Genomic DNA, 22488 nt, shown 5'->3' with positions numbered 1-22488 from the left:
GGCCGGGAGCGACCGGTCACCACGCCACGCTAGGGCGCTCGTCGGGCTCCTCGGGGGCGGCGCGCCGGTCGACGGCGCGCAGCTCCACGGTGCGCGGCGTCGGCAGCGGGTCGTCGGTGACACCCAGGTCGGCGAAGCGGCGGGTGGTGACGAGCACGCGCGACTCCAGCGAGCCGACCGCGGAGTTGTAGTGGCCCACCGCGGCGTTGAGGGAGCGGCCGACGTGGTCGAGGTGGCCGCCCAGCGTGGCGACCCGGGAGTGCAGGTCGCGCCCGAGGCGGTGGATCTCGGCGGCCCGCTCGGCGAGCACCTCGTGGCTCCAGCCGTGGGCCACGGTGCGCAGCAGCGCGATGAGGGTGGTCGGGGTGGCCAGCACGACCTGCCGCTCGGCGGCGTGCTCGATGAGCCCGGGGTCGGCCTGGAGCGCGGCGGCCAGGAACGACTCGGCCGGCACGAAGAGCACCACGAACTCCGGGGTCTCGGGCAGCGAGCGCCAGTAGGCCTTCGACGACAGCAGCGCCACGTGGGCCCGCAGCTGGCGGGCGTGGCGCTGGAGGTGGGCGGCGTGCTCGGTCTCGTCGTCGGTGGAGGTGGCGTCGAGGTAGGCGTCGAGCGGGACCTTGGCGTCGATGACGACGTGGCGCTCGCCGACCAGGTGCACCACCAGGTCGGGGCGTCGTGCGCCGTCGTCGAGGCGGTGCTGCTCGCTGAAGTCGCACCGGTCGACCAGGCCGGCCAGCTCGACGGCGCGGCGCAGGTGCAGCTCGCCCCAGCGCCCGCGCACCTGCGGCTTGCGCAGCGCCGTGGACAGCGACTGGGTCTCGCGGCGCAGCACGTCGGTGGAGTGGCGCACGTCGGCCACCTGCTCGCGCAGCTGGCCCTGCCACGTCGCGCGCTGGTGCTCCAGGTCGACCAGCTGGTCGCTGAGCCGGTCGAGCCCCTGCATCACCTCGGCCTGCTCCACCAGCCCCTGGCCCAGCGCGCCCACGTGCTCGGGCCGCGACCGGGCCCACAGCACCCCCAGGGCCACCCCGAGGCCCAGCCCCAGCACCAGCCCCGCCCCGAGCACCCCCAGCACCGTCGTGATCTCCATGCCCGCAGCATGCGGTACGCCACCGACAGTGGGGTGGGGACGGGCGGGGGTGGTCGCGGGCGGTCGCGGGTTTCACCGGTCGGCTGGCGAAACCCGCACCTGTCGGCCGACGCGTGGGCCGACAGGTGCGGGTCCGGGCCGACCGGTGGGGCTGAGGTGACGGGTGGGGCTCGGCGCTCGACGTCCCCCGGGGCGCGCGGTGGGGTGCGGGAAGTGGCGGCTTACGACAGCTCGGCCGGCCCCGGGGTCGTCGTCTGGCGCCATTTCCGGCCGGAGCCTCCGGTACGGCGACCTCCGCGGGGCGTCACGCGGCGGGGCGGTCGCGGGTTTCACCGGCCGGCTGGTGAAACCCGCACCGGTCGGCCGACGCACGGGCCGACAGGTGCGGGTCCGGGCCGACCGGTGTGACAGGAGGGGCTGGAGGGGGCGGCTCGCGCGCGGGGCCGGCCGGGGCAGGTGGGGCTCAGTCGGCGAGGTCGACGACGACGGGGGCGTGGTCGGAGGCGCCGGTGCCGGCGCGCTCATCGCGGTCGATGAAGGCGCCGGTGGTGCGGGCGGCCAGGCCGGGGGAGCCGAGGACGAAGTCGATCTTCAGGCCGCGGTCGCGCTCGAAGCGCTGGCGGTAGTAGTCCCAGTAGGTGTAGCCGGGGGCGTGCTCGCGGGTGACCTCGGCGTAGCCGTCGTCGAGGAAGCCCTGGAAGGCCGCGCGCTCGGGCGGGGTGACGTGGGTGGAGCGGCGGAACTGCTCGATGTCGAAGACGTCGGAGTCGAGCGGCGCGATGTTCCAGTCGCCGACCAGCGCGGTGTCCTCGCCCAGCCAGGAGCGGGAGGCCTCGCGCAGCCGCGCCAGCCAGTCGAGCTTGTAGACGTAGTGCGGGTCGTCGGGCTTGCGGCCGTTGGGCACGTAGAGCGACCACACCCGCACCCCGCCGCAGACGGCGCCGATCGCGCGGGCCTCGGGCGCCACGGGGTCGCCGTAGCCCGGCATGCCCTCGAAGCCGACCTGCACGTCCTCGAGGCCGACGCGGCTGAGCAGGGCCACGCCGTTCCACTGGCTGTAGCCGACCGAGGCCACCTCGTAGCCCAGCGACTGCAGCCCCATCAGCGGCAGCTGCTCCTCGCGGGCCTTGGTCTCCTGCAGGGCCAGCACGTCGACGTCGTGGCGCTGCACGAAGGCCTCGACGCGCTCGATGCGGGAGCGGAGGGAGTTGACGTTCCAGGTCGCGAGGCGCACCCTGACAACCTAGGCGCCGCCACCGACGCCGCGGGCGCCCGGGTGGGCCCCGGTCCGGCGGGCCCGGGTCGGTACGCCGCCGGGTCAGCGCTCCAGCTGGTCGGCGCCCCAGCCGGTCAGCGCACCAGCGCGGAGACCCCGGCCAGCAGCCGGTCGACGTCGTCGTCGCTGCTGTAGGCCGCGAGCCCGGCGCGCACGGCCCCCTCGTCGCCGAGCCCGAGGCGCCGGGAGGTCTCGAGGGCGTAGAAGTTGCCGGCGGGGGCGTTGACGCCGAGCGCCCCGAGGTGGGCGTGCACACGGGGTCCGGGGTGGCAGGCGACGGAGAAGAGCACGGTGGGCGTGCGGTGGGCCGGGGAGCCGACGAGCGTGACGCCGGGCAGCGCGGCGAGACCGTCGAGCAGCCGGGCCAGCAGCGTCTCCTCGTGGCGCTCGACGGCGCCCATCGAGGCCACGACCCGCTCGCGCCGGGTCAGCTCGGCGGGCACCGAGGAGGCCTCGACGAGACCGGCGACGTAGTCCACGGCGGCGGTGACGCCGGCCAGCAGCTCGTAGGGCAGCGTGCCGAGCTCGAAGCGCTCCGGCACGGCATCGGTCGAGGGGAGCAGCTTGTCGGGGTGCAGCCGCTCCAGCAGCGCGGGCGGCGCGGCGAGCACGCCGAGGTGCGGACCGAAGAGCTTGTAGGGCGAGCAGACGACGACGTCGGCGCCGAGGGCGGTCGCGTCGACGGCCGCGTGGGGCACCAGGTGGACGGCGTCGACGTACGACAGCGCCCCGACCTCGCGGGCGGCCCGGGTGACGGCGGCGACGTCGGGGCGGGTGCCGATCAGGTTGGACGCCGCGGTGACCGCGACCAGCCGGGTGCGGGGGCCGATGGCGGTGGCGGGGTCGTCGAGCTCGCCGGTGACGGGGTCGAGGTCGAGCCAGCGCACGGTGGCGCCGGCGCGCTCGGCGGCGATGACCCAGGGCCTGACGTTGGCGTCGTGGTCGAGGCGGCTGACCACCACCTCGTCGCCGGGCGCCCACCCGCGCGCGAGCGTGCGGGCCAGGTCGAAGGTCAGCTGGGTCATCGAGCGGCCGAAGACGACGCCGGCCGGGTCGGCGCCGAGCAGGTCGCCGGCGGCGGCCCGGGCGTCTGCCACCACCGCCTGGGTACGACGCTCCGTGGCGGTGTCGCTCCCACGCTGTCCGAGGCCCGCGGTCATCGCGCCCGCGACGGCGTCGGCCACCGCGCGCGGCACCTGCGAGCCGCCCGGCCCGTCGAAGTGGGCCACCCCCAGCGACAGCGCCGGGAAGTCGTCGCGGATCGGTCGCAGGACGGGTGCGTGGCTCATGGGACCGAACCTACGCACCACCTGCGCGCCATCGCTCGGGCGGCCCCGACGCGCCCGCGGGACCCGCCCGCGGGACCCACCTGCGCGACCCGCCCGGCCTCGACCCGCTCGTGCGAGGCCTCCGCTCGCACCGCCGGCGCGGCGCGCCCGTCAGACGAAGGCGCTCTCGCCGGTGATCGCGCGACCGACGATGAGGGTGTTGATCTCGCGGGTGCCCTCGTAGGAGTAGATGGCCTCGGCGTCGGCGACGAAGCGGCCCACGTGGTGCTCGAGCAGGATCCCGTTGCCGCCGAGCACCTCGCGGGCCCAGCCGACGGTCTCGCGCATCCGCACGGTGCTGTGGACCTTGCACAGCGAGGCGTGCTCGTCGCGCAGCAGACCGGCGACCTGCAGCTGCGAGGCGCGCACGTTCATCGCGGTGGAGGCGGTGACGTTGGAGAGCATCTTGACCAGCAGGTCCTGCACCATCTGGAAGGACGCGATCGGGCGCCCGAACTGCTCGCGAGCCTTGGTGTAGCGCAGCGCGTGCTCGTAGGCGCCGCGCGCGCAGCCGGCGGCCTGCCAGGCCACGCCCATGCGGGTCACCCGCAGCACCTGGGAGGTGTCGTGGAAGGAGTGGGCCTCCTGCAGCCGGTTCTCCTCCGGCACCCGCACGTCGCGCAGGTGGATCTCGGCGTTCTGCACCACGCGCAGGGCGATCTTGTCGCGCTGCACGTCGAAGGTCATGCCCTCGGTGTCCTTCTCGACCACGAAGCCCTTGACCTGGCCGTCGTCCTCGTCGCGGGCCCAGACGACCACGAGGTCGGCGAAGGAGGCGTTGCCGATCCACTTCTTCTCGCCGTTGAGCACCCAGGCGTCGCCGTCGCGGCGCGCTGTGGTCGACAGCCCCTGGGAGATGGCCGAGCCCGTCTCGGGCTCGGTGAGGCCGAAGGCGCCGATGAGCTCCAGGCGCGCCATCGCCGGCAGCCACCGCTGCTGCTGCTCGGGGGAGCCGCACAGCGCGATCGAGCCCATGGCCAGCCCGCCGTGCACGCCCATGAAGGTGCCGATGGAGGGGTCGACGCGGCTCAGCTCCATGGCCACGAGGCCGTCGACCAGTGCGCCGCGGGCGGGGCAGCCCGGGGCGTCGTAGGCCAGGCCGGCGATGCCGAGGTCGGCGATGCCCTGCACCAGCTCGTGGGGGAACTCCCCGCGCGTCCAGTGCTCGTTGATGACCGGCTCGACCTCGCGGTTCATGAAGGCGCGCACCCGGCCGAGCAGCTCGCGGTCGTCGTCCTCGAGCAGCAGCTCGAAGCCGAGGAAGTCCGAGAAGGGGGAGTCGGTGAGCTCCACGCCCTCCAGGCCGGTGGTGCTCGGGTCTCCGCTGAGGTCGCCGTCGGGCCGTGCCGCGGCCTCGGCCGCGTGCTCGGTGGCGGTGCCGGAGGTCGTGGTGCCGGAGGTCGCGGTGCCGGAGGTGGGGGGAGGGGTGCTCATCGGTCGGGCTCCTGGTCGTCGAGGAAGTGGTCGATCAGCGGGGCCAGCTCGTCGCTCTCGGTGAGGATCCCCAGGTGGCCGCCACGGTAGACGTGCAGCTGCGAGCGCGGCACGAGGCGGGCGATGACGCGGGCGTTGACCAGCGGGATGATCGGGTCGTCGTCGCCGGCCATCACCAGCACCCGCTGGCGCAGGAGGGGCAGCGCGGGCAGGCTCGACCAGCCCGCGCCGGCGAGCAGCTGGAGGTAGTAGCCGCGGCGGGGGCCGCTGCGGGTGGCCTCGTGCAGCAGGGCGGCGCCACGGGCGGGGTCGGTGCGCATGGTGCCGCCGTAGATGTCGCCGGCGATCGAGGCGGCGTAGCCCGCGTCGCGGTGACGCTTGGGGGTGAGCATCCGCGAGAGCACCCGCGGGTGGGCGGGCACCATCAGCGAGCCGGTGCCGGTGGCCACGAGCACGACGTGGCGCACCCGTCGCGGCGACTGGAAGGCCAGCTGCTGCGCCAGCCCGCCGCCCCAGGAGAGACCGAGCACGTCGAAGCGCCGGTGGCCCAGGCGGTCCATGAGCGCGGTGAGCCAGGAGGCGATGCCGGCCATCGTGTAGGGCACCGGCGGCGCCGGCGACCCCCCGACGCCGGGCACGTCGAAGCGCACCACCCCGCGCCGGGGGTCGAGGGAGTCCACCAGCGGCTGGAGCGCCTCCAGGCTGGCCCCGATGCCGTTGCACAGCAGCAGCGGCGGCTCGCCGGTCAGCGCGCCGGTGCCCGGGCGCACGGAGACCCGCACCGGGATGCGGCGTACGGCGATGGTGCGGATCCGGTCGGGGGCGGCCGGGCCGCGGTCGTCGGCGCGCGGGCCGCCGGGCCCGCCGGGGCCCCGGGTCGCCATCGTGGGGCTCACCGGTCGTGGACGTAGGCGCCGGGCGCGGCCCCCACGGGCTCGTAGCGGGCCGAGCCGTGCCGGCGGGGCCGGTTGCGCTCCGGGCCGGTGCGCTCGGCCAGCCAGGCGGCGTAGTCCTCCCACCAGCTGCCGCGCACCTTGCGGGCCCCGGTCAGCCAGGCCTCGGCCGTGTCGGGGTTGTCCTCGGCGGTCTGGAAGCTGGCCTTCTCGTTGCCGGGCGGGTTGACCATGGCGGCGATGTGGCCGCTGGTGGAGAGCACGAAGCGGGTCTCGCCGCCGAAGAGCTGGGTGGTGCGGTAGCACGACTCCCACTTGCACAGGTGGTCGGCGATGCCGGCCACGACGTAGGCGTCGGTGTCGACCTTGGCCAGGTCGACCGGCGAGCCGAGCATCGTGGAGCCGTCGGGCTCGGTGAGCGCGTTGCGGATCGCGAGGTCCATGAAGTCGCGGTGCATGGCGGCGGTCATCCGCACGGGGTCGGCGTTCCAGTAGAGGATGTCGAAGGCCTTGGGGGCGTGGCCCATCAGGTAGTTGTTGACCCAGTAGTTCCAGATCAGGTCGTTGGGCCGCAGCCAGGCGAAGATCTCGGCCAGCGCGGCGCCGTCGAGGTAGCCCTTCTCCCGCGAGGCGCGGGTCGAGGCGGCGGCGCCCTTGTGCGAGAGCAGCGCGCTGGGCAGCCCGGCCTCGAACTGGTCGAGCACGGTCACGGCGAGGCTGAAGGCCGCGACCCGGTCGAGGTCGCCGGTGGCGGCGAGGTGGGCCATCACCATCGAGGCGAGCATGCCGCCGGAGCAGATGCCGAGGATCGCGACCTGCTCCTGGCGGGCGATGTCCTGGGCGGCGCCCATCGCCTCCACGATGGCCTGGCCGTAGGTGTCGAGGCCCCAGTCGGCGTGGCGGGCGTCGGGGTTGCGCCACGAGATGCAGTAGACCTGCTGCCCGGCGCGCACGAGGTGCTCGACCAGGCTGCGGTCGGGGGCGAGGTCGATGACGTAGTACTTGTTGATCGTCGGCGGCACGATGAGCAGCGGCACCGAGCGCACCTTGGTGGTCTGCGGGGTGTACTGGATCAGCTCGAAGACGTCGGTGCGCAGCACCACCTCGCCGGGCGTCACCGCGATGTCCTCGCCCACCTCGAAGGCGTCGGCCTCCACCATCGAGGGCACCCGCGGTGCGGTGGCGAAGTCGCGCACGAAGCGCCGCCCGCCGGCCACGAGGTTGCCGCCGCCGGTGTCGATGACCCGCTTGAGCACCTTCGGGTTGAGCGCGGGGTTGTTGGTGGGCGCAGAGGCCTCCACGAGGTTGTCGACCACGAAGCCCATCCGCTGGCCGTCGCCGTGGTCGAGGCCCGCGTCGGCGACCAGGCCGCGCAGCGCCGCGCCCGTGGCGAGGTAGCTCTGCAGGGTGCGGCGGAAGAAGGGGTTCTTCTCCCACGCCTCGTCGCTGAAGCGGCGGTCCTTGGGGTGCGGGGCCAGCTCGGAGCGGCCCACCTGCACCTTGGCCAGCTCGGCGCCCAGGCCGGCGACGCGGACGACCACCCGACGCGGGTGACGGGCCAGCCCGACCCCGAAGCGCACCCCCGACATGCCCGGCAGCAGCCGCCGCAGCGGGCCGCGCGTGGCGTCGGCGAGCAGCAGGTCGAGGGGCGTCGCGAGCTCGCCGGGGCCCGGGGCGTCGGCGGCGCCGGCCTCGCGCATCCTCTGGTCGGCCTCGCGGGCGGGTCGTGCGCTGAGATCGGTCATCGTGCCTCCGAGCGGCTGGGCGTGGCCGACGTACGCCGGCCCTGCTGCGCCCAGTGTGACTGGTGCCACACCGGACTGGACCACCCGGTCGGATGGGCGGTCGGCGGGCGGGTCGGCGGGCGGGTCGGCGGGCGGGTCCGCAGTCGGGCGGGGCGGGCCGGGCGGGGCCCGTCGGGGTGAGGGTGGGGGCCGCGGGGTCGACGTACGTTCGAGGGGCGGGCAGGACCTGTCCGCCCCACGATCCCCAGGAGGCACCATGAGCGCCCACGACCAGAGCACGAGCGAGCAGGAGCAGCGCGTCGTCGAGCTGCTGAAGGACTCGAAGGTCGCGATGCTGACCTACCTCGACCCCAGCGGCAAGCTGCTCAGCAAGCCCATGGCCACCCAGGACGTCGACTTCGACGGCACCCTCTACTTCATCGCCGAGCGCGGCTCCGACAAGGTCCAGGCCCTCGTGGCCGACTCCCGGGTCAACGTGTCCTACTCCAACAACGGCTCCTGGGTCTCGGTGGCCGGCACCGCCTCGGTCGTCAACGACGAGACCAAGCTGAAGGAGCTGTGGAGCAGCTTCACCGACTCCTGGCTCGAGGGCGGCCCGGAGAACCCGGAGAACGTGCTCGTCGAGGTCACCCCCGACTCCGCGGAGTACTGGTCGGCGCCGGGCGGCAGCACGATCATCTCGCTGACCAACCTGGTCAAGGCCAAGCTCACCGGCTCGCGCATCGAGGGCGACAACGAGCAGGTCGACCTGCGCTGAGCCCGCCCTGAGCCCGCCCTGAGCCCGCGCTGAGCCCGCGCTGGGTCGGCCCCGGGCCCGCCTCGGCCCGGCCGGGGGCGCGGCGGCCCGGCCCGGGCGCGATTGCGGCCGGGTCGGCGCCCGCCCGTAGAGTCTCCGCCCGTGGCACTCACCATCGGCATCGTCGGTCTCCCCAACGCGGGCAAGTCGACCCTCTTCAACGCCCTGACGAAGAACGACGTCCTCGCGGCGAACTACCCCTTCGCCACCATCGAGCCCAACGTCGGTGTGGTCGGGGTGCCCGACGGGCGTCTGGCCCGGCTGGCCGAGGTGTTCTCCTCGGCCAAGGTGCTGCCGGCGACGGTGGAGTTCGTCGACATCGCCGGCATCGTGCGCGGCGCCTCGGAGGGCGAGGGCCTGGGCAACAAGTTCCTCTCCCACATCCGCGAGTCGGCCGCGATCTGCCAGGTCACCCGCGTCTTCCGCGACGAGGACGTCACCCACGTCGACGGTGAGGTCAACCCCGGCAACGACATCTCCACCATCCAGACCGAGCTGATCCTGGCCGACCTGCAGACGGTGGAGAAGGCGATCCCGCGCCTGGAGAAGGAGGCGCGCGGCAACAAGGCCGTCACCGCCAACCTGGAGGCCGCCAAGGAGGCCCTCGGCCACCTCGAGGCCGGCACCCCGGTGATCGACACGAAGGTCGACCGCGCACTCGTGCGCGAGCTGTCGCTGCTGACCGCCAAGCCCTTCATCTACGTCTTCAACTGCGACGCCGACGAGCTGGCCGACGAGGAGCTCAAGGACCGCATGCGCGCCCTGGTCGCCCCCAGCGAGGCGATCTTCCTCGACGCGAAGTTCGAGTCCGAGCTCGTCGAGCTCGGCGACGACGACGAGGCCCGCGCCATGCTCGAGGAGATGGGCGTCGAGGAGCCCGGCCTCGACGTGCTCGCCCGGGTCGGCTTCGACACCCTCGGCCTGCAGACCTACCTCACCGCCGGCCCCAAGGAGACCCGGGCCTGGACGATCCCGAAGGGCGCCACCGCCCCCGAGGCCGCCGGCGTGATCCACACCGACTTCCAGCGCGGCTTCATCAAGGCCGAGATCGTCTCCTTCGACGACCTCATGGAGCTCGGCACCATGCAGAAGGCCAAGGAGGCCGGCAAGGTGCGCATGGAGGGCAAGGACTACGTCATGGCCGACGGAGACGTGGTGGAGTTCCGCTTCAACGTCTGACCCGCGCGACCCGGCGCTCGTCGTGCCGGGTCAGGACGCGTGCTGCTCGCTGTCGGGCGAGGCGGTGCTGTCGGCCACGGCGTCGTCGTCCTCGCGGCCCTCGTCGGGCTCGCGCTCCTTGCGCCGCAGCAGGTAGGCCGCGGCCGCGAGCAGCAGGGTCAGCACGCCGAGCACGCCGATGAGGGTCACGTCGTCGCGGAAGACGTCGCCCTTGCCGGTGGCCTCGGCGGCCTTGACCGAGACGACCACGATCTCCTTGATCGAGGCGATGATGCCCACGATGAGGAAGGGCTCCGCCACGAGCTCGCGGCGCGCGACCGTCGCACGCACGGCGAAGAGCAGCTCCACGACGATGAAGACCAGCAGGACGGCGTCGAGCACCTCGAGCACGGGTGCCTGGCCGCCGGTGACGAAGAGGTCGGGCACGCCGCGGGCCAGGTCGACCACCAGGGCCGTGGCGCAGATGGCGAGGACGACGGCGATGACGACGTAGAGGGTGTCCTCCAGCCAGCCGATGGCGCGGTCGATGACCTCGGCGCGGCGTTCCTCGCTCGACGGGGCGTCCTTGGATCGTGTGCTCATCGGCTGATGATGGCAGCCCGACGGCGGCGGCGTCGCCCGCGCCGCGCGCAGACCCGACAGCGCCGGGCCCGCCGGCCTCGCCGTGTCTGTCCAGGGTCCGCCGGGCCCTCCTCGACCGGGCGCGCCAGGTGGTGCAGGACTTGCTGCGATCCGGCGCCGCTGGGGTGCGGTCCGCCGCACGTGGCACGGAATTATTCTCGGGTGCGTTCTCGGGAGTGGATCGACAGCAGGCAGGCGGCCGAGGTGCTCGGCCTGACGCGGAGCCAGGCGGTGTGGCTGGCGCGGCGGGGGAGGATCCCGGCCGAGCAGCGCGAGGGGCGGTGGGTCTTCGACGCCGCCCACGTGCGCGCCGACGCCGCCGAGCGGCGGGGGTGGGTGTCGTGGCGCGAGGCCGCCGACCTGGCCGACTGCACCGAGCACGCACTGTGGGAAGCCGTGGCCGCGGGCCACGTCGAGCAGCGCGCCGGGCGAGGGCCCTCGCTGCGGCGCGACACCGTGCTCGCCTGGGCCCGGTCGCGGCGGGTCCGGGGGATCACCCGCACCCCGCGCCAGGGCTGTACGCCGGGGGCCGGGCCGACGGCCTAGCCCGGGCCCACGAGTCGCCCGCGCCGCGGGGTGGCCCGGCGGGGTGCGCCAGCGGGTGCACGGCGCCCGCCACCCGGCTGATCACCCCGCGGCCCGACCGGCCGATCGGAGGGGGTGCCCCCGCGGGGTGGCGCCGTACGGGCTCCACCGGTGACCGCGGACGCTGAGTGCGTCGACCCCCCTGAGCGACGCGGCAGGGCGAGCACACGGAGGCACGATGTCCACGACCAGTGCGCGACGCTCTCGGGCGCGCCTCGCACCGCCCGTCCCGGTCACCCACGGCACCCCCCGCCGGGTCCTGCTGCTCCTCGCGGTGCTCCTCGGCGCGCTCGCGGGGATGCAGACCGTGGCGGCCGACAGCCTGACCCCCACGGTCTGGCCCCCGGCCGGTCTGGCCGCCGGGCTCTACCTCACGACGCCGCCGCGGCGCAGGCCGCACGTCGTCGCTGCGCTGCTCGGCCTCCTGGTGCTGGCCCACCTGCTCGACGGCGCGGGCGGGGGAGTCTCGCTCGGGCTCGGCGTCTCGACGGTGCTCGGGGCCGTGGTCACCGAGACCCTCCTCGTCGCCCGCCGCCCCGACGGGCGCGCACGGCTGCGCGACCAGGGCGACGTCTCGCGCATGATCGGGGCCATCGCCGTCGGCTCCGCCGTCGCCGGGGCGGGCTGGGTGACGACGCTGCTGCTCACCGGGGCACCGGTCGAGAGCACGTGGCGCGTGGCGCTGGCCGCGGGGGGCGCCCACGCCGCGGCCGCGGTCGTGCTGGTGCCGCTCTTCCTCGACAAGCTGGAGTTCCAGGCGCTGGCCTCGACGGGTGAGAGGGCGGTGCAGCTCGCGCTCACCGTCGGCACGACGGTGGCGGTCTTCGTGCCCACCGACCTGCCGCAGCTGATCTTCGCGGTGATGCCGATGTTCACCTGGCACGCCTTCCGCGGCAGCCTGCGCGAGTCGATGGTGGTGCTCGTGGTGGTGGCGGTGGTCAGCACGACCCTGACCACGGCCGGCCTCGGGCCGGTCGCCGCGGCTGGGGCGCTGCTCGACCTGCCGCCGGAGGTGTCGCTGGGGGTGCTCCAGCTCTTCCTGCTCGACTGCGGGCTGATCCTGCTCCCGCTGTCGGTGATGGTCACCCAGCAGCGGGTGGCCACCGCCTGCGCCGAGCAGGAGCGGGAGACGATGATCCGCCTGGTCGACGCCGCCACCGGCACCGCCGTGGTGGCGACCGCTGCCGACGGCACGGTCACCCTCTTCAACCCCGGCGCCGCCGCGGTCTTCGGCCGCCGCGCCGACGAGGTCGTGGGCTGCCGGCCCGACGCCCTCTTCGCCGAGGAGGAGCTGCGCCGGCACGCCGACGCCGTGGGCGCGGCGCCGGTCTTCGCCGACATCTGCCGGGCCTCGGTGGCCCAGGGGGTGCGCGACGCCCACTGGCGCGTGCGGCGGGGCGAGGAGGAGCGCATCCTGCGGATGACGCTGACCGCGGTGCCCGACTCGCTCGGCGGACTGACCGGCTACCTCGCCACGGCCGAGGACGTCACCGACCGCGAGCGCGCCCACCGCTCACTGCTGGCCACCCTCGAGGCCGAGCGCGAGGCGGTGGAGCGCCTCAGCGCGCTGGAGCGCACCAAGACCGAGCTGGTCGCCACGGTCAGCCACGAGCTGCGCACCCCCATCACCAGCATCCTGGGCTTCGCCGAGGTGCTGGAGGACGGCGACGTCGGCGAGCTCACCGGGCCGCAGCGCGCCGTGCTCACCCGGATCAGCAGCAACTCGCGCCGGCTCTCGGCGCTCGTGGAGGACCTGCTGATGCTCTCCAGCGTGGAGGAGGCGACCGTGCGGCTCCAGGTCGAGCGCCTCGACCTGCGCGACGTCGTGGCGCGCGCCTCGGCGGCGGTCGTCGACTGCGTGCCCGAGCGCTCGCTCGACGTCGCGCTCCACCTGCCGCCCGGCCCGGTCGAGCTCAGCGGCGACGCGGTCAAGCTGGAGCGGGCCGTGACCAACCTGGTGAGCAACGCGCTGAAGTTCACCCCCGACGGGGGCGCCGTCACCGTGGCGGTCGAGCGGGGGGCCGACGAGCACGTGGTGGTCGTCAGCGACACGGGCATCGGGATCGCCCAGGAGGAGCAGGCGCAGCTCTTCACCCGCTTCTTCCGCTCGGCCGAGGCCAACCTCCGCGCCATCCAGGGCACGGGTCTGGGGCTGTCGATCGTGCAGGCCATCGTGGAGCTGCACGGGGGTCGGGTCGGCGTCGACTCCGCGCCGGGTGTCGGCACCACGGTGACCGTGGTGCTGCCCCTGGTGATGCCCTCGATGGTGTCGCCGGCGGTGTCGTCGCCGCTCGGGGCTCCGGCGTCCGAGCCGGCCGGGGGTGGGGAGGGCCTGGCGGTCCTCCCCACGTGACTCCCACGCCTGCTGGTGCGCGCGTGGCTCAGCCCTCGGAGCCGAGCAGCTCGACCAGGATGTCGCCGTGCCCGGCGTGGCGGGCCAGCTCGGTGAGCAGGTGCAGGTGCACCGCCCGCAGGCTGGTCTCGCCGTGGTGGGAGGAGTAGGTCTCGTCGAGGTCGCGGCCGGCCGCGATCTCGCGCGAGCGCTCGCAGGCGGCGAGGTAGGTCGCGCGCACCGAGGCGACGGTGTCCTCCTCGTCGATCACGAAGCTCTCGTCGACGGTGTCGGGGAGGCCGAGCTCGGCGCGGGGCACGCCGGCGACGCGCGAGTGGAACCAGACCCGCTCCACGAAGGTCAGGTGCTTCACCAGGCCCAGCGGCGTGGTCGCGGAGGGCACGAGGCGCGCGCGGGCCGCCGTGTCGTCGAGCCCGTCGAGGATGGCCGCGACCTCCTCGCGCTGGCGGTCGAGGGCGTCGGCGAGCAGCGCCCGCTCGTCGTGGGGGGAGGGGGCCATGACGGCAGGCTAGCGACGGACGTCGGCGCCCGGGCCTAGCGTGTGGCCATGGACCGACACGACGCTGCCGCGATGCCCTGGGAGATCCCGCCGGCCGGCGACGAGGTCGACCACCTCGTCGGGTCGCTCGACCGGCTGCGGGCGACCTTCCGCTGGAAGGCCGAGGGTCTCGACGCCGCCGGGCTGTCCGCCCGGCTGGGCGTCTCGGCCATGACGCTGGGGGGCCTGCTCAAGCACCTGGCCCTGGTGGAGGACGACGTCTTCGCCTGCCGCCTGTCCGACGACCCGCTGGGTCCGACCTGGGACGCCTACTTCGCAGGGATGACCGCGCCGCCCGGCGACGACTGGTCCTTCACGTCCGCGGCCGACGAGCCGCCCGCGGTGCTCTACGCGCTCTACGACGGCGCCGTCGCGCGCTCGCGCGTCCGCCTGGCCGCCGCTCTGGCCGCCGGCGGGCTCGACCAGGAGGTGGCGATGGCCGACGACGCCGGGCGGCACGCCAGCCTGCGCCGGCTGCTGTGCGACCTGCTGGAGGAGTACGGCCGCCACACCGGCCACGCCGACCTGTTGCGCGAGGCCGCCGACGGCCGGGTCGGGGAGGACCCGCCGGCGTACTGGGTGGGAGCCTGAGGCCCCTGACGATGTGACGTACACCGTAAGGCGGCACCCTCAGGGGTGGTCGTCGTGCTTGGCGGCCTGTGGTGCACTGGGTGGTCGACCACGCGCCGGGGAGACCCCCGTCGCGCCGACAGACCCCGGGCCGCGGGCCCGACGGAGGAGCCAGATGACGCCGGACCCCATCGCAGGCCGCTACCGGATCGTGCGCGAGATCGGCCGTGGAGGGATGGGCGCGGTCTGGCTGTGCCACGACGAGACCCTGGGCCGCGACGTCGCGGTGAAGAGGGCGGGAGCGCTGCCGGGCGTCGCGATCGACGGCGCCCGCGCGCTGAGGGAGGCCCGCTCGGCCGCCGCGCTCAACCACCGCAACGTCGTCTCGGTGCTCGACGCGGTGGAGGACGGCGGGGAGGTGTGGCTGGTGATGGAGTACGTCGCGTCGCGCAACCTCACCGAGGTCGTCGACCAGGACGGCCCGCTGACGCCCCGGCGTGCGGCGGCGATCGGCGCCCAGGTGGCCGACGGCATCGCCGCGGCCCACGCCCGCGGCACCATGCACCGCGACGTCAAGCCCGGCAACGTGCTGGTGACCTCCGACGGCACGGCCAAGATCTCCGACTTCGGCATCGCCCGCACCGCCGGCGACGACCAGCTCACCGGCACCGGTCTGGTGCTCGGCACCCCCGCCTACTTCGCGCCCGAGCTGGCGCGCGGCGGCGACCCCACGCCCGCCGCGGACGTCTGGGCCCTGGGCGCCACGCTCTACGCCGCGGTCGAGGGCCGCCGTGCCTACGGCGAGGGCAGCGCGCTCGAGGTGCTGGCTCGCATCGCCGACGGTCCGCCCCCGCCGCCGCAGCGCGCGCAGGCCCTGGGCCCCGTGATCGAGCGGATGATGGACCCCGACCCCACCCGTCGCCCGAGCATGCCCGAGGCGGCGGAGTCGCTGCGCGCGCTGGCCGCCGGTCGCGCCGTGCCCGCCGGCGCCGCCCGGGCCGACGCCACGCAGGTGATCGCGACCCAGGCGGTCGCCACGAGGACCGTGCCCGCCGTGGCCCCGGTGCCCGTCCCGGCGCCGACCCCGGCCGGGGCCTCGGACGACGGCTCGCGGCGGCGTCGGGCGCCGTGGCTCGTCGCCGCGGTCGTGCTCCTCGTGCTGGCCCTGGCCGGCGGAGCGGTCGCACTGGTCGTCGGCGACGACGGCGTCGACGAGGCCGGTCGCGCCGAGCAGGCCTCCGCCCGCACCGGCAACGGCGCCGGCAACGGCAACGGCAACGGCAACGGGCGGGATCGCTCGGCCACGCCGACGCCGACCCCCACACCGACCCCCACGCCCACGCCCACGCCGACTCCGACCCCCACGCCGACCCCGACACCCACTCCCACGCCGACCCCGACGCCGACGCCCGCGGACCAGGCCCCGAGCAGCAGCCCGGCCGCCTTCGTGCAGTCCTACTACGCAGCCCTGCCCGGCGACCCGTCGCAGACCTGGCCGGCCCTGTCGCCGCAGCTGCAGGCACGGGTCGGCAGCTACGACGACTACGCGTCCTTCTGGTCGGGCATCGACGCCGTCACCGTGACGGGCACGTCGGGCTCGGGCCGCACCGTCGACGTGTCGCTGACCTACTCCTCCGGGGGCGGCCAGCAGAGCGAGGTGCGCCGACTCACCCTGCAGCCCACCGACGGCACCTGGCTGATCGTCGGCGACGCCGTCGTCGGCTGACCCGGCCCCCGACCGCCCGCGGCCCCGGCGCTGCGCAGACAGCGCCCACTCGTGCGGTGGCCGTCGTCTTGCGCGCGCAAGTGCGCTGCCCGGGCAGACGCCGGGCCCCGCGCCTGGCACGGGCCGTGCAAACCTCCGTGGGGGGCGGGGTCGCCCGCGCGCAATTGCGCCACTTGCGCAGACGCCGGGCCCCGCACGCGGCACAGACCGCGCAAACCTCTGCGGCGGCCGCGGCCGGTCGCGCGCAATTGCGCTGCTTGCGCAGACGCCGGGCCCCGCGCCTGGCACGGACCGCGCAAACCTCCGCGGGGGCCGTGGTCGCCCGCACGCAATTGCGCCAGTTGCGCAGACGCCGGGCCCCGCGCCTGGCACGGACCGCGCAAACCTCCGCGGGGGCCGTGGTCGCCCGCACGCAATTGCGCCAGTTGCGCAGACGCCGGGCCCCGCACGAGGCACGGACCGCGCAAATCTCCGCCGGGGCCGTGGTCGCCCGCGCGCAATTGCGCTACTTGCGCAGACGCCGGCAGGCCGCCGCACGCAGGTGCCGTCACCAGTCGTCGCCGGGGCGCTCCCCGCAGGCGATGGGCGCGGTGAGGTCGAGCGGGCGGTCGGGGTCGACGACGAGCACCATGAGGCCGTCGTCGTCCTCGGGGGTGCGCTGGCGCCCGCCCGCACGCACGGCGTACGACGGGCCGCGCCAGGAGCGCCACCCCAGCGACTCGTAGAACAGCGGCACCCCGGTGCTCAGCACGCCCAGGTCGTGACGGGCGACGAGCTCCTCCTGCAGGGCGCGCATCACGGCGCGCCCCACGCCGCGGCCGCGGACCGGGCCTAGCGTGCAGACGGCCTCGACGTAGCCCGCGTCCCACACGGTGAGCGCGTCGCCCTCGCCGACCAGGATGCTGCGGGGCACCACGCTGGCGTGGCCGACCAGGACCCCGTCGAGGTGGGCCAGCACGTGCACGCCGCCGAGCGCGTGGTCGGCGTCGGTGTCGGCGAAGTCGCCGTCGAAGGCGTCGTGCCACAGCGCGCGCAGCGCGGTCAGCTCCGCGGCGCCCAGCTCGCCCGTGGCGGCCACCCGCAGCTCGAGGCCGGTGCTCACCGCAGGACCCGCGCCGGGGCGAGGCCCCTCAGGCGGGCAGGGGTGGGGCCGTCCTCGGCGACGGCCCATCCCCGCGGGGCGAGGTCGGCGCTCGAGGTCGCCAGGCCGGCCCACCGGCGGATCGTGCGCACCAGCCGGTCGCGCTCGGCGTCGGGTAGGTCGGCGATCGGCGCGCCGTGGGTGCCGCCGGGCACGACGGTGGTGAGGCAGGCGCGGGCCGCGGCGGCGGCCGGGTCGTCGCCGCAGCTGAAGGGCTCGGCGTGCCACGGGTCGACCCCGCCGTCGACGAAGAGCATCCGCTGCCCCTCCTCGCGCACCCACGCGTCGACCGCCGGCATGGCGCTGGGGTCGAGCGTGAGCGGGCGCAGCCGTCGCGGCACGAGCTCGGCGGCGGTGTTGGCGCCGGGATGGCGCAGGAGGTCGGCCAGCGCCGACTCGTCGAGCTGCGGTGAGCCCAGCTGGGTGGCGGCCTGCACGTAGTAGGGCGCGTAGCGGCGCAGGACGGGGTCGACGTAGGCGATCGGGGGCGAGACGTCGATGACCTCGGCCCACAGCCGTCGCGGGCTCAGGGCGGCGGGGTCGCGCGGCAGCGTCGGGCAGGCCTCCTGCCCGCGGTAGGCCCAGAAGCCGAAGGCCAGGTCGGTGGCGAGGAACTCCAGCGCCCGGTCGGGCCCGCCCAGGATCTTCGTGGGGCCGAGGTCGGCCAACCGGGGCGCCAGCGCCTCGCGCTGCACCAGCACGGCCCGCTGCAGGGCCACGAGCCGGTCGCGGCAGCCCGCGCTCGTGCCGACCCGGTCCAGGAAGTCGCTGTAGGCGTCGTCGGTGTCGACGACGTCGTCGGGTGCGCCGTAGGGGATCGTGCCGGCGACGTCGTCGGGGTAGGACCTGCGGTGGTAGACCGCGGCCATGCCGCCCTTGGAGACGCCCGTGCTCAGCCACGGGCGCGGGTAGAGGCGGCGCAGCGAGGCGATGATGCGGTGCTCGTCGGCGGCGGCCTGCTCGAGGGTGAGGTAGGTGCGCCACGACTCGGGGCTGAGATCGGTGGGGCGCGAGCGCCCGAAGAAGCGGTGCTCGAAGCCGACCTGGTTGCCGTCGACCAGGCGCGTGGGCTCGGTCGGGGCGGGCCCGGGCAGGGAGTAGCCGCTGGTCGTCACGACGGTGGGCCGACCCACGCCGCGGTGGGTGACCACGACCCGCTGCACGAAGGTCGGCCCGCCGCGCACGGTGTGGTCCACCGGCTGGCGGAACCGTACGTCGAGCACGCGCGGCCCGCGCCGGCTCACGCCCACGACGTGCGGCAGCCGCTCGATCCGCTCCTCCAGGCTGCGCCGCGGGGCCCGGCGGACCTCGGCGGACGCGTGGACCGGGCGGTCGGCCGCCGTCGCCGAGGACGTCGACGGGGCGGCCGCGACCCCCGGGCCGGCCGGCAGCAGACCGCCGAGCAGCAACCCGGAGACGACGGCACCGGCGACGGGACCGACGAGACCGGCGACGAGGGGGGCGCCGGGGCGCCGGGAGCGGCGCAGGGCGCGGGGAGGAGCGAGGGGCACGGGGGACCTCCGAGACGTGGGGCTCCACCCAAGCAGACGCCGGCGACACCCCCGTCGTGACGAGGCCGTCGCCGGCGTGCGTGGCTCAGATGCCGAGGGAGCGCCCGACGATCTCCTTCTGGATCTCGGTGGTGCCGCCGTAGATGGTCTGGATGCGGCTGTCGACGTAGGCCTTGGCAATGGGGTACTCCATCATGTAGCCGTAGCCGCCGTGCAGCTGCACGCCCTGGTCGACCAGCTTCTTCTGCAGCTCGGTGGTCCACCACTTGGCCATCGAGGCCAGCGAGGTGTCGACGTCGCCGGCGTTGAGCCGCATCACGCAGTCGTTGACGAAGACGCGCGCGATGTGGACCTCGGTGGCCATCTCGGCCAGCAGGAAGCGGTTGTGCTGGAACTTCCCGATCGGGCGGCCGAAGGCCTCGCGCTCCTTGGCGTAGGACAGGCACAGGTCGAGCACGTGCTCGCAGGCGGCGACGGCGATGGCGGCGATGGAGATCCGCTCCTGCGGCAGGTTGACCATGAGGTAGATGAACCCCTGGCCCTCCTCGCCCAGCAGGTTCTCCTTCGGCACGATGACGTTGTCGAAGAACAGCTCGGCGGTGTCCTGGGCCTTGAGGCCCATCTTGTCGAGGTTGCGGCCGCGCTCGAAGCCCTCCATGCCGCGCTCGACGACGAGCAGGCTGATGCCCTGGTGGCCGGCGTCGGGGTCGGTGCGGGCGACGACGATGACCAGGTCGCTCATGATGCCGTTGGAGATGAAGGTCTTCGACCCGTTGAGCACGTAGTGGTCGCCCTTGTCGACCGCGGAGGTCTTGATGCCCTGCAGGTCGGAGCCGGCGCCGGGCTCGGTCATCGCGACCGAGGAGATCAGCTCGCCGCTGACCAGGCCGGGCAGCCAGCGCTGCTTCTGCTCCTCGGTGCCGAGGGAGGAGATGTAGGGGACGATGATGTCGGTGTGCACGGGGAAGCCGAGCCCGCTCGCGCCGACCTTGGAGATCTCCTCCGCCACGATCATGTTGTAGCGGAAGTCCTGGATGCCCATGCCGCCGTACTGCTCGTCGACGTCGAAGCATAGCAGGCCCTGCGCGCCGGCCTTGGTCCACACCTCGCGGCTGACCTGGCCGTCCTTCTCCCACTGCTCGTGGAAGGGCACGACCTCCTTCTCCATGAAGGAGCGCACCATGGCGCGGAAGTCGTCGTGCTCGGTCTCGTAGATGGAGCTGGCGGTGCTCATGGGGCGGCCTCTCGGGGGTCGGGACGGTGCCTGCACGCCCTACTGTGACAGCGGTACTGTCACAGTTCAAGAGGTACGCCGAGGTTCGCCCGACGCCGTGTCGCACGCGTCGCGGCACCGCCCGCGGCGCCCTTCGGCGACCCGGGCGGCTCAGCCGCGGGCGAGCCGGTCGGAGACCCGACGCCGGGTCTGCTGGGCCGCGCCGACCCCGAGCGCGGCCAGTCCGCGCGACGAGCGCGGGAAGAGGCCGAGCTGCACGTGGGGACGCACGCGGGGGGTCCACACCCGTGTCCACGCCTCCTCCTGGCCGAGCATCTCGACGCGGTCCAGTCCGCGCCCCAGGCTCCAGCCGATCACCTCGGCCAGGAGCAGCTGGCCCGGGGAGACCCGGGCGAAAGCCTCGTCGTAGCCGATCTTCAGCAGCCACAGCGCCCCGTGGCGCTCCACGGCCAGCTGCATCGCGGCGAGGTCGTCGCCCACGTGCAGCAGCGCCACGCGCAGCACGCCGGCGCCGGCCGCGGCCCGGGCGTAGCGGCGGTAGAACCCCTCGCGCACCGGGTCGCGCAGCAGGGCCGTGCCCGCCGGGCCCTTCCAGCTGCGCAGCTCCACGGCCAGGGCGGCGTCGAGCAGCGCGTCGACCTCCCCGGGCCCGGGCGCGTGCACCTGCGCGCCGACCGGCCCGAGGGCCTCGGCGCGGCGGCGGGCCCGGCGCAGGTCGGAGCGGCGCCCGGAGTTGAGCACCGCGTCGGGCGCGTCCAGCCCCGCGAGGTCGACGTACGGCGTGCCGGGCCCGTCGCGCCGCACCCGCACGGCGCGGGGTCCGTAGGCCCGCTCGAGCGCGTCGACGACGGGGGAGTCGCGCGGCACCCGTCGCAGCATCAGCGGCAGCGCCTGCGCGGCGAGGGCCTCGGCGAGCCGGGCGGCGGCGTCGGCGTCGGCGGCGAGCACGTCGACGGGCTCGGTGACCTCGACCGCGCCGGGCACCTCCCACCACGGGGCGCGGGGCCCGCCGTGGGCGAGCACGGCCACCGCGCCGTCGACGGCGACGACGCGGGTGCGGCGGGGCTCGGCGAAGACGGCGGCGCAGCTCTCGAGCCACTCGGCGTCCTGCACCACCGAGGTGGCCGCTCCCTGCAGCCGGCGCACCGCGCCGAGGTCGGGTGCCGCTGCCGTGCGCATCGGGCAAGCCTAGGCAGGAGCCGCGGCCGGTCGGGCCGCGGGTGGAGCGCCCGCGGCACGTGCGGGGCGCACCTCACCCCGGTGGTCGGGTAGAGGCCCAACGCCCCACGGTGGGGCCGCGCGGACCCTAGACTCCGCGCATGCCTCTGACCGCCGGCCCCTCCCCGGCCGCGTGGAACCGTCTGGCGCACGACGCCGGCAACCTCTTCGCCACCCACACCTGGGCGTCGTGCTGGTGGGACTTCTACGGCGATGGGGCGCAGGCCGACGTGCTGTGCGACGACCTCGCCGACCCCACGGTGGTGCTGCCGCTGGTGGTCACCGGCCGGGTGCTGCGCCAGGCCCGCTTCATCGGCCACGGCCCGGCCGACCAGCTCGGCCCCGTCTGCGCCCCCGAGCACCGCCCGCGCGCCCAGGCGCTGCTGCGCGAGGCCCTCGAGGGCGGACGGGTCCGCGCCGACGTGGTGCTGCTCCAGGACATGCCGCTCGACGAGCCGTGGTGGCAGCCGCTCGGCGGGCGTCAGGTGAGCAGCGAGGTCAGCCCGGTGGTCGACCTCGTGGAGCACGACGACTGGGAGTCCTTCCTCGCCTCGCGCAGCCGCAACCTGCGCGCCCAGATGCGCCGCAAGACCGCCAAGCTGGAGGGCGCCCACGACGTCACCTACCGGCTGGCCACCACGGCGACCATCGAGGCCGACCTGGCCACGCTCTTCGACCTGCACGCGCGCCGCTGGGAGGGCGAGAGCCCGCTGCTCGACGAGCGGCAGGGCGGCTTCACCGCCGCCTTCGCCCGCGCCGCGCTGGCCCAGGGCTGGCTGCGGCTGTGGTTCCTGGAGATCGCGGGCCGGCCGGTGGCCACGGCGCTGGTCTTCGAGTTCGCGGGGGCGTCGTACTGCTACCAGCTGGGCCGTGACCCCGACCACGACCACGAGTCGGTCGGCTTCGTGCTCATGGTGCGCATCATCCGCGCCGCCCTGGAGTCGGGGCTGCGCGAGTTCCGCTTCCTGCGCGGCGACGAGGGCTACAAGGGCCGCTTCGCCACCCGCGAGCCGATGATCGAGAGCATCGCCCACGCCCGCACCGCCCGGGGCCGGGTGGCCGTGCGCGCCGCCCTCGTGCGCCGCCACCACCGCGAGGTCGCCGCCGAGGAGCGGGCCGCGGTGTCGGAGCCGGCCGCCGCCCGTTGAGGGGCCGGGTCGGCGGGGCGTCCTACTGATCGTTGCGACCACTGGCCGACCGTCAGGACTGTCAGCCAGTGGTCGCAACGGTCAGTAGGACGGGGCGCG

The 22488-nt window shown here is 75.0% G+C and carries 19 protein-coding genes; 7 read left to right on the top strand and 12 right to left on the bottom strand.

Annotated elements, in window-relative coordinates:
* Window positions 1-16: 16 nt before the first annotated feature.
* The 6 genes from IR170_RS09215 to IR170_RS09190 form a co-directional block, all read right to left on the bottom strand.
* Window positions 17-1093 (bottom strand): DNA recombination protein RmuC, encoded by a 1077-nt coding sequence (locus IR170_RS09215; protein WP_193662172.1) that lies wholly within the window; start codon window positions 1091-1093, stop codon window positions 17-19.
* Window positions 1094-1556: 463 nt separating this feature from the next.
* Entirely contained in the window at window positions 1557-2327 is a 771-nt protein-coding gene (locus IR170_RS09210) for an exodeoxyribonuclease III (protein WP_056862229.1), read from the bottom strand.
* Window positions 2328-2443: 116 nt separating this feature from the next.
* On the bottom strand, window positions 2444-3658 hold the full coding sequence (locus IR170_RS09205; RefSeq protein WP_193662171.1) for a cysteine desulfurase-like protein: 1215 nt from the start codon (window positions 3656-3658) through the stop codon (window positions 2444-2446).
* A 150-nt stretch (window positions 3659-3808) separates the two neighbouring features.
* Entirely contained in the window at window positions 3809-5131 is a 1323-nt protein-coding gene (locus IR170_RS09200) for an acyl-CoA dehydrogenase family protein (protein WP_193662170.1), read from the bottom strand.
* On the bottom strand, window positions 5128-6027 hold the full coding sequence (gene phaZ, locus IR170_RS09195; protein ID WP_319804988.1) for a poly(3-hydroxyalkanoate) depolymerase: 900 nt from the start codon (window positions 6025-6027) through the stop codon (window positions 5128-5130). Before phaZ ends, IR170_RS09200 begins: the two co-directional genes overlap by 4 nt.
* On the bottom strand, window positions 6024-7769 hold the full coding sequence (locus IR170_RS09190) for a PHA/PHB synthase family protein (protein ID WP_227488982.1): 1746 nt from the start codon (window positions 7767-7769) through the stop codon (window positions 6024-6026). Before IR170_RS09190 ends, phaZ begins: the two co-directional genes overlap by 4 nt.
* Window positions 7770-8025: 256 nt before the next feature.
* Here IR170_RS09190 and IR170_RS09185 point away from each other — a divergent pair, with 256 nt between their 5' ends.
* Window positions 8026-8526 carry a pyridoxamine 5'-phosphate oxidase family protein gene (locus tag IR170_RS09185; RefSeq protein ID WP_056904709.1) on the top strand — a complete coding sequence of 167 codons (501 nt, stop codon included), beginning with the start codon at window positions 8026-8028 and terminating at the stop codon, window positions 8524-8526.
* A gap of 141 nt (window positions 8527-8667) precedes the next feature.
* Window positions 8668-9744 (top strand): redox-regulated ATPase YchF, encoded by a 1077-nt coding sequence (gene ychF / locus IR170_RS09180; protein WP_193662169.1) that lies wholly within the window; start codon window positions 8668-8670, stop codon window positions 9742-9744.
* Window positions 9745-9774: 30 nt separating this feature from the next.
* Here ychF and IR170_RS09175 read toward each other — a convergent pair whose 3' ends face one another.
* Window positions 9775-10326 (bottom strand): phosphate-starvation-inducible PsiE family protein, encoded by a 552-nt coding sequence (locus IR170_RS09175; protein WP_193662168.1) that lies wholly within the window; start codon window positions 10324-10326, stop codon window positions 9775-9777.
* A 201-nt stretch (window positions 10327-10527) separates the two neighbouring features.
* Here IR170_RS09175 and IR170_RS09170 point away from each other — a divergent pair, with 201 nt between their 5' ends.
* Both IR170_RS09170 and IR170_RS09165 read left to right on the top strand, forming a co-directional pair.
* Window positions 10528-10911 carry a helix-turn-helix domain-containing protein gene (locus tag IR170_RS09170; protein ID WP_193662167.1) on the top strand — a complete coding sequence of 128 codons (384 nt, stop codon included), beginning with the start codon at window positions 10528-10530 and terminating at the stop codon, window positions 10909-10911.
* A 217-nt stretch (window positions 10912-11128) separates the two neighbouring features.
* Window positions 11129-13303: a PAS domain-containing sensor histidine kinase gene (locus IR170_RS09165; RefSeq protein WP_193662166.1), complete on the top strand. Its 2175-nt coding sequence runs from the start codon at window positions 11129-11131 to the stop codon at window positions 13301-13303.
* 28 nt (window positions 13304-13331) lie between these two features.
* Here the strand turns inward: IR170_RS09165 and IR170_RS09160 are convergent, their stop codons facing one another.
* Window positions 13332-13802, bottom strand: coding sequence for a DinB family protein (locus IR170_RS09160; RefSeq protein WP_193662165.1), 471 nt, complete (start codon window positions 13800-13802; stop codon window positions 13332-13334).
* A 48-nt stretch (window positions 13803-13850) separates the two neighbouring features.
* Between IR170_RS09160 and IR170_RS09155 the strand changes: the two genes are divergently transcribed.
* Window positions 13851-14432: a mycothiol transferase gene (locus IR170_RS09155; RefSeq protein WP_227488980.1), complete on the top strand. Its 582-nt coding sequence runs from the start codon at window positions 13851-13853 to the stop codon at window positions 14430-14432.
* Between the two features lie 154 nt (window positions 14433-14586).
* Entirely contained in the window at window positions 14587-16137 is a 1551-nt protein-coding gene (locus IR170_RS09150; RefSeq protein ID WP_193662164.1) for a serine/threonine-protein kinase, read from the top strand.
* Between the two features lie 547 nt (window positions 16138-16684).
* Here IR170_RS09150 and IR170_RS09145 read toward each other — a convergent pair.
* The 4 genes from IR170_RS09145 to IR170_RS09130 all read right to left on the bottom strand — a co-directional run bounded on the left by IR170_RS09145 (window position 16685) and on the right by IR170_RS09130 (window position 21202).
* A complete protein-coding gene (locus tag IR170_RS09145) occupies window positions 16685-17239 on the bottom strand; it encodes a GNAT family N-acetyltransferase (protein ID WP_319804987.1) in 555 nt (184 codons plus the stop codon).
* On the bottom strand, window positions 17236-18789 hold the full coding sequence (locus tag IR170_RS09140; protein ID WP_193662163.1) for a S28 family serine protease: 1554 nt from the start codon (window positions 18787-18789) through the stop codon (window positions 17236-17238). Before IR170_RS09140 ends, IR170_RS09145 begins: the two co-directional genes overlap by 4 nt.
* Before the next feature lie 85 nt (window positions 18790-18874).
* Window positions 18875-20023, bottom strand: coding sequence for an acyl-CoA dehydrogenase family protein (locus IR170_RS09135; protein ID WP_056904701.1), 1149 nt, complete (start codon window positions 20021-20023; stop codon window positions 18875-18877).
* Between the two features lie 150 nt (window positions 20024-20173).
* On the bottom strand, window positions 20174-21202 hold the full coding sequence (locus IR170_RS09130) for a GNAT family N-acetyltransferase (protein WP_193662162.1): 1029 nt from the start codon (window positions 21200-21202) through the stop codon (window positions 20174-20176).
* A 140-nt stretch (window positions 21203-21342) separates the two neighbouring features.
* On the opposite strand from IR170_RS09130, the gene IR170_RS09125 reads away from it, so the two are divergent.
* Window positions 21343-22389, top strand: coding sequence for a GNAT family N-acetyltransferase (locus IR170_RS09125; RefSeq protein ID WP_193662161.1), 1047 nt, complete (start codon window positions 21343-21345; stop codon window positions 22387-22389).
* Window positions 22390-22488 lie beyond the last annotated feature (99 nt).

The organism is Nocardioides kribbensis (genome assembly GCF_015070375.1).
Classification (GTDB): Bacteria; Actinomycetota; Actinomycetes; order Propionibacteriales; family Nocardioidaceae; genus Nocardioides; species Nocardioides kribbensis.
This window is presented reverse-complemented; position numbering and strand designations above follow the sequence as displayed.